12 protein-coding genes and 1 other RNA gene are annotated in these 13,996 nt (G+C 37.2%); all 13 read right to left on the bottom strand.

What is annotated here, in order from left to right; translation table 11 throughout:
• Positions 1-25: 25 nt before the first annotated feature.
• The 13 genes from KH286_RS01985 to KH286_RS02045 all read right to left on the bottom strand — a co-directional run bounded on the left by KH286_RS01985 (position 26) and on the right by KH286_RS02045 (position 13,994).
• Entirely contained in the window at positions 26-967 is a 942-nt protein-coding gene (locus tag KH286_RS01985; protein WP_077708463.1) for a manganese-dependent inorganic pyrophosphatase, read from the bottom strand.
• Between the two features lie 155 nt (positions 968-1,122).
• A complete protein-coding gene (locus tag KH286_RS01990) occupies positions 1,123-4,305 on the bottom strand; it encodes an efflux RND transporter permease subunit (RefSeq protein WP_077708464.1) in 3,183 nt (1,060 codons plus the stop codon).
• Between the two features lie 14 nt (positions 4,306-4,319).
• Positions 4,320-5,447, bottom strand: coding sequence for an efflux RND transporter periplasmic adaptor subunit (locus KH286_RS01995; protein WP_077708465.1), 1,128 nt, complete (start codon positions 5,445-5,447; stop codon positions 4,320-4,322).
• Between the two features lie 246 nt (positions 5,448-5,693).
• Positions 5,694-6,311, bottom strand: coding sequence for a Type 1 glutamine amidotransferase-like domain-containing protein (locus tag KH286_RS02000; protein ID WP_123137912.1), 618 nt, complete (start codon positions 6,309-6,311; stop codon positions 5,694-5,696).
• A 192-nt stretch (positions 6,312-6,503) separates the two neighbouring features.
• Positions 6,504-6,845, bottom strand: a transfer-messenger RNA (tmRNA) gene (gene ssrA, locus KH286_RS02005).
• A 175-nt stretch (positions 6,846-7,020) separates the two neighbouring features.
• A complete protein-coding gene (gene bioF, locus KH286_RS02010) occupies positions 7,021-8,181 on the bottom strand; it encodes an 8-amino-7-oxononanoate synthase (RefSeq protein ID WP_101928321.1) in 1,161 nt (386 codons plus the stop codon).
• 4 nt (positions 8,182-8,185) lie between these two features.
• The gene (locus KH286_RS02015; protein WP_101928322.1) at positions 8,186-8,914 is read right to left on the bottom strand and encodes a 6-carboxyhexanoate--CoA ligase; all 729 of its coding nucleotides are present in this window, start codon (positions 8,912-8,914) and stop codon (positions 8,186-8,188) included.
• A complete protein-coding gene (locus tag KH286_RS02020) occupies positions 8,914-9,414 on the bottom strand; it encodes a hypothetical protein (protein ID WP_101928323.1) in 501 nt (166 codons plus the stop codon). Before KH286_RS02020 ends, KH286_RS02015 begins: the two co-directional genes overlap by 1 nt.
• Positions 9,415-9,569: 155 nt before the next feature.
• Positions 9,570-10,040 carry an SsrA-binding protein SmpB gene (gene smpB, locus KH286_RS02025; RefSeq protein ID WP_004695987.1) on the bottom strand — a complete coding sequence of 157 codons (471 nt, stop codon included), beginning with the start codon at positions 10,038-10,040 and terminating at the stop codon, positions 9,570-9,572.
• Positions 10,041-10,048: 8 nt separating this feature from the next.
• Positions 10,049-12,412 carry a ribonuclease R gene (gene rnr / locus KH286_RS02030; RefSeq protein ID WP_278617550.1) on the bottom strand — a complete coding sequence of 788 codons (2,364 nt, stop codon included), beginning with the start codon at positions 12,410-12,412 and terminating at the stop codon, positions 10,049-10,051.
• A 58-nt stretch (positions 12,413-12,470) separates the two neighbouring features.
• Positions 12,471-12,707 carry a preprotein translocase subunit SecG gene (gene secG / locus KH286_RS02035; protein ID WP_004695991.1) on the bottom strand — a complete coding sequence of 79 codons (237 nt, stop codon included), beginning with the start codon at positions 12,705-12,707 and terminating at the stop codon, positions 12,471-12,473.
• A 5-nt stretch (positions 12,708-12,712) separates the two neighbouring features.
• Positions 12,713-13,387, bottom strand: coding sequence for an RNA polymerase sporulation sigma factor SigH (gene sigH / locus KH286_RS02040; RefSeq protein ID WP_119563007.1), 675 nt, complete (start codon positions 13,385-13,387; stop codon positions 12,713-12,715).
• Positions 13,388-13,460: 73 nt separating this feature from the next.
• A complete protein-coding gene (locus KH286_RS02045; RefSeq protein WP_004695995.1) occupies positions 13,461-13,994 on the bottom strand; it encodes an NYN domain-containing protein in 534 nt (177 codons plus the stop codon).
• Positions 13,995-13,996: the final 2 nt, after the last annotated feature.

Here is a 13,996-nt window from a genome sequence, read left to right on the forward strand (position 1 = left end):
TTCTTTATCTTTGTATACTACTATACTATTTCATAGCACCAAGAATTGGTGGTACGATTTGTTTTTTACGAGACATAGTATTTGGCAAGAATACACCATTGTCTTTAACTTCTTTTTCGAATGCTTTTGTTACTACAGCCTCAACATCACCACTGAATAGCAATGTAGTGCTTTCATCAAGAATATTTGTAACCATAATGTAAGATGCATCGTAGTTGTTAGCACTGCGAAGAGCTTCTAAAGCCGCTACAAGTTCCCCTTGTTTAGCCAATACATCTGTTGTATCCATAACAGAAATTTGGCCGATAGAAATTGTTTTACCTGCTTCAGAAAATTCTTTCATATCAGTACGAACAATATCATCATTAGTCAAATCAGAAATGTCTGCACCAGCTTTTAACATATCAAGGCCATAAGATTCGATGTCAACACCAGCGATTTCAGCTAATTTATGAGCCATTTCTTTATCTGTTTCTGTGCATGTTGGAGAACGGAATAATACAGTATCAGAAATGATAGCAGATAACATCAAACCAGCAATACCTTTAGGAATTTCTTGATTGTTTTCTATGTATAATTTAGTAATGATTGTATTAGAGCAACCTACTGGTTCTAAACGCATGAATACAGGACCATCAGTTTCGAAATCACCAATGCGGTGATGATCCACAACACCGCACATATTCATAGACTTGTAACCGTCAATGATTTGTTTAGATTCATTGTGGTCTGTTAGGTATAAGTTGCCACCTTCTGGAGCAAATTCTTCCCAGTTCTTAACGATTTGTGGATGTTCAAAACCAAAATGGTTCAAAATGTATGTTGTTTCTTTGTTCGCTTCACCTGCACATACTGGAGTTGCTGGTGTACCCATTTGAGTTAACAAATTAGCAAAAGAAATAGCAGAACAAATGGAATCTGTATCAGGGCTTTTATGACCTGCTACATATGTTTTTACTTCACTCATAATATACCTCTTTTATATTAATTTCACACTTAATATCGACTTACGTCAATCCGATTTTTAACTCTATTATTATATCATAAATTATATAAAAAAACACGCCACTACTAAGTAGTGGCGTGTTTTTATCATTCTACAAAATTATCTAATGTAGATGATTAGTCGTGATTTTTTTTGCGGTTTGTCAATAAACCAGGCCCAAGTGTTTCAATGATGATAAACAACATTGGAATGATAAAGATACCAAACAATGTTGCTGTTGTCATCCCTGCTACTACTGTAATACCCATAGTTGTTCTAGCACCAGAACCAGCACCAGAAGACAATGCCAATGGCAATACACCAAGGATAAACGCAAAGGATGTCATCAAGATTGGACGTAAACGAATTTTTGCAGCTTCGATAGCGGCATCAACAACGTTCATACCACGTTCGTCTACACGAATCTTAGCGTACTCGATGATTAAGATCGCATTTTTTGCGGCCAAACCAACAAGGGTCAAAAGACCGATTTGCATATAAATATCGTTAGCTAAGGAATATCTACCTGTAAAATTCAACAAGAATGGAACTAAAGAAGCTCCAATCATACCAGATGGTACAGAGAACAATACGGCAAATGGAACCTTCCAAGATTCATACAAAGCAGCCAAGATTAAGAATACAAATACTAGACCTAAACCAAGAATCATGATGGTTTGAGAACCAGCTTTCAATTCTTCACGAGATTGACCTGCCCAGTCATATGTATAACCAGCTGGTAACGTTTTAGCTGCCGCCTCTTTCAATGCATTAATAGCATCACCAGAGGAGTAACCACGTGCTTGAGAACCGCCGATTTGTACAGCCATAGCATTATCAAAACGTGTAATACTAGATGGCATACCAGTTTGTTCCTTCGTAATATAGTTAGAAACTGGAACCATAAGGCCCTTACTATTACGAACAGCTAACATATTAAGCTGATCTGCATTTTGACGATAAGCGTCTTCAGCTTGAACTACTACTTTGTAGTTTTTACCATATGTAGTAAAGTCATTGACTTGAATACTACCATAGAAACCTTGTAATGTAGTAAAAATATCTGCTAATGCCACACCATCTTGGGCCGCTTTTTCGCGGTTTACATCAAATTGTAAGGATGGTGTAGATGTATCGAAGGTAGTGTAAACAGATTGAATGGCAGGGCTCTTACGAGCTTCTGCTAAGAATTCATTAGCACGTTCCGCCATAACTTGTGGGCTATCACCAGCTTTGTTGATGATGTACATGCTAAAACCACCAGTAGTACCAAGACCAGGAATAGATGGTGGATTCAATGCAATAACTGTAGCTTCAGGAACACCTTGTGCAGCAAAGCCAAATGTTTGACCAATCATAGCATTAATGGATGTAGCTTGTGTTGTACGATACTTCCAGTCAGACATGGTTGCAAAAATTACACCAGCACTAGATTTTTGACCGCCACCTAAAAGGTCAAAGCCTGCTACAGTAAATACTTCTTGGAATAATTGTTCATCCTTAGGCTTTTCAGGATCATTTTTACCTTCCAAGAAAGATGCGATTTTTTCAAGTGTAGCCATAGTACGTTCTGATGTAGCACCAGGTGGCTCATTAACAGCAATCATGTAGTAACCACTATCCTCTGCAGGTACAAAGGATGTTGGTAAGAAGTGGAATACTAAACCTGTACCACCAGCAAAGATTAATAATGCAATAACAGTTAAGCTCAAACGATGGCTTAAACGAGCCAATTGGATACCATACCAATTGCTAAAACGCTCTAAAGCTGCATTAAATTTGTTTAACTGACGATGTACCCAGTCTTCACGTTCTTTTGGTGTGTGAGGTTTTAACATCGTAGCACATAGGGCTGGTGTCAAAACAAGAGCGACAATCGCAGAAATAACAACAGATACAGCGATTGTTAAAGCAAACTGTTTGTAAAGGATACCTGTCATACCACCCATGAAGGCAACCGGTACGAATACCGCTACCAATACAAAGGCGATACCAATTACAGGGCCTTGTACATTTTCCATCGCTTTAATAGCCGCCTCTTTAGGAGACAAACCATTATATTGTAATTCGTACTCTACCGCTTCTACTACTACGATAGCATCGTCAACTACGAGGCCGATAGCCAATACCATGGCAAATAGAGTTAATGTATTGATGGAGAAATCTAATAATACGAATGCCCCAAATGTACCAAGCAAAGATACTGGCACAGCAATCATCGGGATAATTGTAGAGCGCCAAGATTGTAAGAATACATATACTACAAAAAGAACGAGTAGCAATGCTTCTACAAAGGTATGCTCTACCTCATTAATTGAAGCACTTACGAATTTTGTATTATCTACAACTACGTTATATTGCATATCTGGTGGGAAGGATTTAGATTGTTCATCCAACACCTTCTTAACATTAGCAATTGTTTCTAATGCATTCGCATCATTTTGAAGAGAAATAGCAAAACCTGCTACCTCTTTATGAGCGGACTTAGCAATAAAGTCATAGCCTTTAGCTCCAATTTGAATGCGTGCAACATCCTTTAAATGTAACACCTTACCATTGGAACTTTTAATAGCAATGTTACCAAATTGTTCAGGTGTCACAAGACGACCTTCAATTTTGATAGGATATTGGAATGCTTGTTCCCCATTAGTAGGATTTTGACCTACTGTACCTGCTGCAGCCTGTAAGTTTTGACCCTTAATAGCTGCCGTTACTTCAGAAATAGTAACACCAAGGTTTTGCATTTTGGCAGGATCTAACCAAATGCGCATAGCATAGTCAGAACCGAACTCTTGTACAGAACCTACACCCTTAATGGCTTTAATAGCATCCATCATATAGTTGGTACTATAGTTCTTTAAGAATGTAGAATCATAAGTACCATCAGGTGAGTTCAAGGAAAATACCATAGCCATATCACCAGAAGATTTAGTAGTTGTAACACCAACTGCTTGTACCTCTGCAGGTAATTGAGCAAGTGCTGCTTGTACACGGTTTTGTGTATTAACCGTATCCATATCGGCATCTGTGCCTTGATTGAACTGAACAGTCAAAGAGTAACTACCATTACTAGAGCTACTAGATGTCATATAGTCCATATCTTGTACGCCTACGATTTGTGTTTCAATAACACTGGCTACCGTATCATTAACAACTTGAGCCGTTGCACCTGTATAGGCAGTGTTTACACGAACTGTAGGTGGAGAAATTTGTGGATATCGAGCTATCGGAAGGTTCATCATAGAAATGAGACCTACCAAGGTAATAACAATGGCTATTACAATGGCAAAGATAGGTCGATTAATAAAGAATTTCGACACGATCTAGCCCCCTTCTATTTTGTAGTTTTTAATTGTTCTTTTGAAAGCAATTTAGCATTAACCTTCACACCGTTTTTAACCTTAGTTAAGCCATCAACGATGATTGTGTCTCCAGGTGCTAAACCGGCTTTAATAATTGTATCGCTACCACTTGTACCGCCAACTTCAACACTTTTTTGTTCTACTACACCATCAGCATTTACAACATAGATAAAGTTTTTATCCATGATTTGAAGAATGGCACGACTAGGAACAAGAATAGCATCTTTAAGTTTTTGACCAGGAGAAATCACTGTAGCAAACATATTTGGCAACAACAAATGATCAGGATTTGGGAAAGATGCTTTCAACACAAGCTTACCTGTTGATTGATCAAGACTTTTTGCGGCTTGAACAATAGAACCCGGTTGATTATACGTTTCGCCATCAGCAAGTTTTAATTGAATATTTGGACCATTGGAATCATCGCCAGTTGGATTTTTCATGAAGTCAAGATATTCTTGCTCTGTCATACTAAATTCAACAAAGATAGGATCGATAGAATCAATAGTTACTAATGTTGTAGAACCTGCTTGTACAAATGTCCCCATATCGATATCATCCATACGTAATGTACCAGAATATGGTGCATATACCATTGTATCGCCATAGTTATCTTGAGCAATTTTTACGGATGCTTGGTATGCTTCATAAGCTGCCTTAGCTTGTTCTACAGTACTGCGTTGTGTATCTACACGTTGTTGCGCAATAGCATCTTGTTGAGCTAATGTTTCATAACGATTAAGGTCTACTTCAGCATTTTTATAGTTTGCATTAGCTTGAGCTGCTTGTGCTTCTGCATTAGCAAGAGTAGCTTCGTATTGACGAGAATCGATACGATATAATGGCTGGCCAGCTACAACTTGCTCCCCGCCTTTAACAAATTTTTCAACTACGTAACCAGTTACACGAGCATGTACAGCTACAGAGTTTTCTGCAACTACCGTACCAGCATAGGTTTGGTTTACCTGTGCATCACTTGCAGTAATTTTGTATGCATTGACACTCACGTCACCTGCTTGCTGTTGATTACTGCCACAACCAGCAACCATTACAGCGGATACAACGAGAGCCGCTAACATACGGGAATAACGGAACTTCATTATCTGTACTCCTTTACACGAAACTAATCATCTATGTGTCATAATTACATAAATTTCTTTATATATTTTACAGGATTATATAGATAAAGTCAATTTTTCCGATACCCCTCTACCTTTGTAGAACATAGATAAAATCTGATTAAACCCACATATATTGTATACAACAAAAATGTTAAAAACTATTGACATTTTATATTCAATATGAACTTAAATAGTTTTAGAATTATAAAACTATATATTACTAGTTTACTTTTTTTCAGTTAATACCGTATAACCATGATCCTCAACTAAGATTACTTCATTATTGTTTATCGGCACTAATGGTATCTTATCTTGATAAGTATCTAATGTTTTCTGAGCAGTCTCTTCAAATGGATATTCCCCTATATGAGGTAAAACATAATGATTAAATACATTTACACCCATATAATCATCTAATTCAGATGCTATACTTTTATCATCCATTATCTGATTATATTCAATATTTTCAGACATAATAATTGCGCCAGCAGATTCACCAATATATAATAAGCCTTCTTTGATTCTTTCATAAAGTAGGCCTATAAGATTTTTCTTTTTCAGCTCTTGTAATAGATAAAATGTGTTACCACCAGATATACAGATACATTCAGTCTTTGAAAGTTTATTCTTTAAATAATCTTCATCATATTTAGAAATATCAATAATTTCCAATTCATATCCTAAAGACTTTAACATCTCAACACCTTCATCAATATATCCAGTATATGGTTCAACATTTCCAGCAGTAGGAATAAAAATTATTTTATTTGAAACCATTTTTGAAAGATACTTTTTTGTTATACTTTTTGCTCCTGCTAAATATGACATAAGTAAAATTTCCATGTCTTATCACCTCTAAGATTCTTTATTTAAATTAATATGAAAATTTTATGTTTAATATACAAAAAACCGCCTAAGAATCTACCTAGACGGTTTTAAAACCATTTAATCGGCTGTTCTATATCAATTATAGCCGAATAATCACAAATTTATCTGTAAGCGCAGACTTATTTCTTAAAATGTACGCTTCTATTTTGGTGGAGATGAGGGGAGTCGAACCCCTGTCCAAAAGTGTTGCCATATAGACTTCTCCGAGCACAGTCTATGATTTAAGTCTCAGGTTGCTATCGCTCACAGACAAGCTACACAACCCCAGTTCATATTGTCTCGCCTAATTCATATGAACAACTAAATTAGACCAGCCTACTGTTTGACGTCCATTCACACTTGGTAGGCACAAGTATGAGGGACGTAGCTTATGCAGCTAATGCAAAATTTTCTTCTGCGTTTAAATGTTTTCCCACCGTTTAACGGCCTCATGGAACGCCGACTCGCTATCTATACCACACGCACCCCTGTCGAAACCTTTACATCCCCGTGCGTCGGTTTAATAATTATAAGCCTATTTGGTATTACTGTCAATTGTATGAAACCTTTACAGTTCAGATATATTCACTCTTCTTAGACTACTCGATTTATCTAATATAGACTAATTAACCAATCAATTTAGGATTCTTTTAATACTGTCTTTATTTAGATATATTATCTACTATCATGAGTCTAATTGCTTCAAAGCATTATGCAGTGATTGGCACACATAATCAATTTGTTCTTTATTATGAGCAGCTGTAACGGTTAAACGAATTCTACTTTCACCAACAGGAACTGTAGGCGGACGTATCGCTGTACCTATAATTCCAGCATTGTATAAATAATTTGATACTGTTAGAGTATCCTCATTACTACCGATAAGTATTGGGAAAATTGGAGTATCATTCGTAGCATATATTCCTATAGAATTTAAGCAATCTGCCATATAGTTCACATTATTTTGTAGTCGCCTTAAAACAGATGTATCAGACTCAAGAACATGTAATGCAGCCAGGGCTGCCCCTATGTCAGCAGGAGATAATGCAGTGGAGAATATAAAGCTACGACTCATATTCACAAGATAATCAATGATGGTGCTATTAGCAGCTACATAGCCGCCAACAGAACCTAACGATTTGCTCAATGTACCTAGCTGAATATCCACTTCTTTTTCAAGACCATAATAAGCAGCCGTTCCATGACCGCTACCAATGGTACCCGTCGCATGAGCATCGTCTACCATAAGTAAAGCATTATACTCACGGCTAAGCTCGTAGAGCTTATCCAATGGAGCTATATCGCCATCCATGCTAAATACACCATCTGTGACAATTAGCTTTCTTGTATTTCGTTCTACTTCTTTCAATAAATACTTTAATTCGTCTACATCACAATGGTTATAAGCCTTTACAGATCCTCTACTCAGTCTACAACCATCTATAATACTAGCATGATTTAAAGCATCGCTAAAAATAATAGTATTCTTATCTGCTATGGCAGAAATGGTTCCTACATTTGCCATGTAACCCGTATTAAATACGAGGGCTTTTTCTGTATTCTTAAATTTTGCTAGTTCTCTTTCAAGATCTGTAAACAAGGGAAATGTACCGGATACTAGACGCGATCCACCTGATCCAGTACCATATTGTTGAGCCCCTTTAATGGCCCCTTCTATTACACGTTCATCAAAAGTAAGCCCTAAATAGTTATTTGATGCCATCATCAAATATTCTTTATCATCTCTTCTAACCCGTACTGCGTCTATAGGGCAATATTCCGTTAATGTGCGCAAATTTAGGTTATTGATTTTATTATCTAATTGCTCTTGGAAGAATTTATACATACAATCACCGCTGAACAAGTACTGGTGCTTTTTCCAAATACTTGATTACACAGTCCACATCAGTATTTGTTTTAACAAAAAATACACGCCCTCCTAGATTAGATCCAAATTCTTTCATGCTAGGAATTCGATGGTAAATATCATTGCAAGCCACATAGCCTACTGTGTAATCAGGATCATCAGACCAACATAATTCACCTACAATCCCTTCAGCAGATTGTACTTTAGAGGCCAATACTAAGGCCTCTCTCATATGTTCATTATCCCCTAGTTTTTCAGAATCAAAGGAGTCCATATGACTCACGCGAACACCACGGTTACCAGAATCTATGCGCTCACCAGAAATTGCGTCAACCAACATAGCACCTCGCATAGATGAATCTAAACCTTCTAATAGATAAATAGCATGTTTAACAGCAGTTTCACTAATATCAGCGCCCTGTAAAAGTTCAACAGCTAATTGATGCGCCTCAGCAACAGTATTAGCAAAATGTTCATTTACTTTTAAGCATTCTATATATGTAATTGTTTCTGAAGGAATCAAGTCCACTGTAATATTGATAAAATCAGCTGTCCCCTTACTATGATGTAGTGCTCGTTCGGCTAAAGACTGAGCGATAGCTCCAACTTGATTTAAGGTCACAATGCGTTCTGCGCCAGAAATATGGTGGCCCCCGTTTTCATGGGGACCACCTTGAGCCGCGCGCATACGCACACTATATAATTCGTCCATTATGATACCTTACCTTTAACTACATTACTTTGAGGTACTTGGTTGTGAATTTTATGGAATACTTTCACAAATACTGGTGCCATAATTACTGTAAAGATCATACCTGGAACTGCGAGAGCTATCATCGGTAATGCAGCCTTACCAACGTATAAAGACAAGGATAATCGCGCTAAAGCAGATGCAATTGGACCAGAAACCATAATACCTATCATGTGATTATGGCAAATCCAAAGGATTAGTCCCACAATGAGCCGGAATTGCATAGCAATCATAACATTTAAAATAGTTTGAGTACCTAATGCTAAGCCTATTAGACTAGATAAACAACCACTTATAATATACTTTTTAAATCCGAATACGGCACATATCGCTACCGCCAACGGGGCTGATAGTTGAAACTCTATACCTGGAATGACATTAGGTATTTTAATAGCCCCTAATACAGTAATCATGGCAGTTAAAATAGCAACCTCTGTAATGTACCGAATGTTCTGATTCATAATATATCTCCTCTACTTAGAAAATGTCAACTACAAACACCTCTTATTGTTTACATTATAAATTCTCACTGTATTTTTATCAACCACTAAAAATAATATAGTTAACAAATATATAAAAAAGAACCAAGCCATATCGACTTGATTCCTTATGACTCTTAATATTTTTGTTGTTCTTTGATTCGCTTAGCAATATCGCGCTTGGCATCACGTTCCGCCATATCTTGACGCTTGTCATAAAGTTTCTTACCAGTTACTAGACCTACAGTAACCTTTACATAACCGTGACTGAAATGAAAGTTTAGCGGCACTAAAGAAAATCCTTTTTCCTTAACTTGAGCATGTAACTTATTGATTTCAGATTTATGCATCAACAACTTGCGTGTCCGCTCCGGTTCATGGTTAAAACGATTACCTTGTTCATACGGACTGATATGTACACCATACAATAAAATTTCCCCTTTATCTATACGACAAAAGCTGTCCTTAAGATTAAGCTTACCTTGACGAATAGACTTTATTTCAGTTCCTGTTAAAGCAATACCAGCTTCATAGGTTTCATGAATATGAAAATCATGACGCGCCTTACGATTGTCAGCAATAAGCGATGGGCTAGATTTCTTTGCCATATTCTCCTCTATCGTTTACGTTTACTTTTAGATTTTTTAGATTGACTACGTTTTGTAGCTTTATTTGACTTCTTGCGACTCGATTTACCTTTTTTAGATTTTTTACTGAAAGCATCATATCTAGAACGCCCAGCTTTTGAATCATCTCGTTTAGAAGTTTTTCTACCGTTTTTTCGGGATGACTTTCGCCCCTTTAGATTTCCAAAACCATCACGACTAGTAGCATGGTCAGAGCCACTACTCAATTGTTCTTGGATAGCCATCAGATTATCTACTTCACCAAGAACAAAATCGATTTGTTTCTTTTCTACATCGGCTTTTACAAGTGTAACAGTAACCTTTTCACCTAAGTGATAGGTTTTACCTGTCCGCTTACCAACAAGAACAAAATGTTCTTCGTCAAAGAAATAATAATCGTCGTTCATCATGCTAATATGCACGAGACCGTCGATACCATTCTCTAACTCTACGAACATGCCAAAGGAGGTTATGCTCGCAATAGTGCCTTCAAAAACTTCACCTACAAATGGAACCATGTATTGAGTCTTCTTTAGATCCGTAGTTTCTCGTTCTGCCTCGGTTGCCACTTGTTCTTGTATGGAAGAATGTTCCACAGCACCAGCTAAGAAAGCTTCATCTACATCTCGTTTAGAGTATCCACCCTTCCAGTGCATATCCGCTTTTAAAAGTCGATGTACCATCAAATCCGGATAACGTCTAATGGGAGATGTAAAATGCGTATAGCAAGTGGATGCTATCCCAAAATGGCCGACGTTTTCAATGCTATATTTCGCTTGCTGCATAGAACGTAAGGTCATAATTTGAGCCACTTGCTCGATATCTTGTCCCTTCACTACATCAAGGATTTTTTGGAAATCTCGTGGTGTTACACCATCAGCACTAAGGACAAGAGTTTGACCTAAATAATGTAATACCTTTTGGAATAAATCCAATTTTTCTTCACTAGGATGTTCATGAATACGATATACCGATGTACGTTGAGTATCCTTTAAATGCGTAGCTACCGTCTCATTAGCAATGAGCATACATTCTTCGATAAGCCGCTCTGCCATAGTTCGATCGCGTTTTACGATACGCAACGGTGTACCATCGAGATCAAGTAATACCTTATATTCCGAAAAATCAAAGTCTAATGCCCCTCTACGACGACGCATACGATTTAAAATCTTAGAAATTTCTGCTAAGTCACGAAGCATAGGAATAAAATCTACTAAATCGTCAGGAACAATATTTTCCTCTAACGCTTTATAAACTTCTTTATAGCTGCAACGACGTCCTACATGGATAATAGACGGACGAATACGATAATTAACAACTGTACCTGAATCATCAATTTCCATCATACACGTCATAGCATAGCGATCTTCATGGGCATTTAAACTACAAATACCATTCGATAATACCTCTGGTAACATTGGTACTACGCGGTCCACTAAGTAAACTGAAGTCCCCCGCTTGTATGCTTCATTATCAATAGGCTGGCCTGAAGTAACATAATGACTAACATCCGCAATGTGTACGCCTAGCTCATAATTACCATTTGGTAATTTACGACCACTTACAGCATCGTCAAGATCTTTTGCATCTTCTCCATCGATAGTTACCATTTGTAAGTCTCTAAGATCCCACCGCTTCGGATCTTCATGAACAATAGTATCTATCTTCTCACTTGCCTCAATTACCTCTTTAGGGAATGCAAAAGGAATCTTATGATTAGCCATAATACAGTTAATGTCTAGGCCTACATCCCCCTTATAGCCTAAAATTTCTGTTATAATTCCTTCAGGTTTTTTATTGCCTTCAGGCCATTTTGTAATTTTTACTAGTACCTTAGCTCCACTCCGAGCATCTAAAGTATCTTTTAAATCTACAAAAATATCTGTTCCAATACGTTCATCATCTGGTACAACAAAGCCGAAGTGTTGTTGTCTGTCGTAAGTACCAACTATGGTTTCATTAGCACGCTCAATAACATCAACGATGATGCCTTCACGTTTATGCTTTGTATAATCTGATGGTACAATACGAACACGTACCTTATCATTATGCATAGTAGTTCCTTTATTTTGTTCTGCTACATAAATATCTTCATCATTTAGCATAATAACAAATCCATAAGATTTACGATATCCTTTGTAGATACCTTCATATTCTTCATGCTGTTGATCTTCATATCGGTATACATCTGGTCGAGATGAAGTTAATACGCCTTCACGGGCGAGCATTTTCGCAGATCGAATAAACATTTCAAGATCTTTGCCACCTCGAATACGATTATCCATTGCTGCATCCTCAATATGGTATGCATGTGGTTGTATAGATTTATAAAAGTCCAATACCTTCTTCTTCAAATCTGCACCCCCTTATTAGGATGAAAAAAGAAAAAGCCTGCAAAGCAGGCTTTCATCATTAGAATTGATTAATCATTGCCCCTAACACTAAGCTCAACACAGCAAAGATAATCCCCAATATAATCGTACATTTAGATAAGAAAGCATCTAAACCGCGTTGCTTACCACCAAAAGAAGAGTCTGCCGCACCAGAAACAGCACCGCCCATGCCTGCATTTTTGCTATTTTGTGCAACAACTACTACAATTAATAAAATAGATACGATTACTTCTACAATCATTAAGAAATTTGTCACGACTGTCATCCTTCCTGTGATGCTCGATGCGAGCCCAATACACGATGTTCTAAATACTTCTCTAATTTACGTTTTACCCTTTGTAGCGCATTATCAATAGATTTAACACTACGATCTGTGACCTCAGCCATTTCTTGATAGGAACGTCCATCAAGGTATCCTTCCAAGACTTCCCATTCGAGATCACTTAAAATATGACCAATATTGCGCTCAATATCATCTAGTTCCTCTTGACTGATAATGAGGTCTTCAGGATTTGTAATCTTTGTTGAAGATAGCATTTCAATCAATGTACGCTCAGAGTCCTCTGTATACACCGGTTTATTTAAGGATATATAGGAGTTCAAAGGCGCATGTTTTTGTCTTGTAGCCGATTTAATAGCTGTAATAATTTGTCTAGTTATACAAAGTTCCGCAAAGGCTCTAAAAGACGCTAATTTATCATGTTTAAAATCTCGCGTCGCCTTATAGAGTCCAATCATCCCTTCTTGGATGATATCCTCTCGGTCGGCACCTACCAAAAAATAGGAGCGAGCCTTAGCTCTTACAAAGTTCTTATATTTATTAACAATATAATCGATTGCAAACTCATTTTGCTCTTCCTGAGCTATGACCACAACTTGCTCATCGGTCATTTCCTTGAAATTGTAATCGGACTTGCGTGTATGAATCATTTTCATAAGCTCCTCCTTACAATTGAGCGAGAAAAACCAATATATTTATTATACTGGAACGGTATATGATTTTCAACTATCAATGACCTCGACGCAATTTCTCGAGCTTTTCAGCAACTTCAGGAGATAATAAACCTCCCACTTCATTACGACGCACTGAGAATTGATCACGTCTATGTTCATGAGCATATTGAAGTCGTTCTTCTTCCTTAGCAATACGAATCATATTTTGCAACTCACGAGCAGGAATGCGCAACCCGCCAGAGCCTAGAATTTGATTCTGTTCTGCCCCATCGGAGGTTACAACATATACATTAGTATATTTGCCTTTACGTAAAAATACCTCTCGTTCAATAAAGGAATCCGCCGTTTCTCCATCCTCAGTATACACTTCGATAAATCCACTTGTAATAGATTCAATGGAACCTCCAGATTTTGTATACTTACCATCAAATACAAGGATTACTTCGTAACCCTTAAATTTACCATAGTTCAACAATCTATCTCGAAGCTCCATTCTCGCATGTTCTAAAGACTCATGAGCCAATTTTTTCAAATGAGTCCAAGCAAAAATAACATTATAGCCGTCTACAATTAAAATATCTTTTAGCATGA

The sequence above is a fragment of the Veillonella parvula genome, from assembly GCF_018378075.1.
Lineage (GTDB): Bacteria > Bacillota > Negativicutes > Veillonellales > Veillonellaceae > Veillonella > Veillonella parvula_K.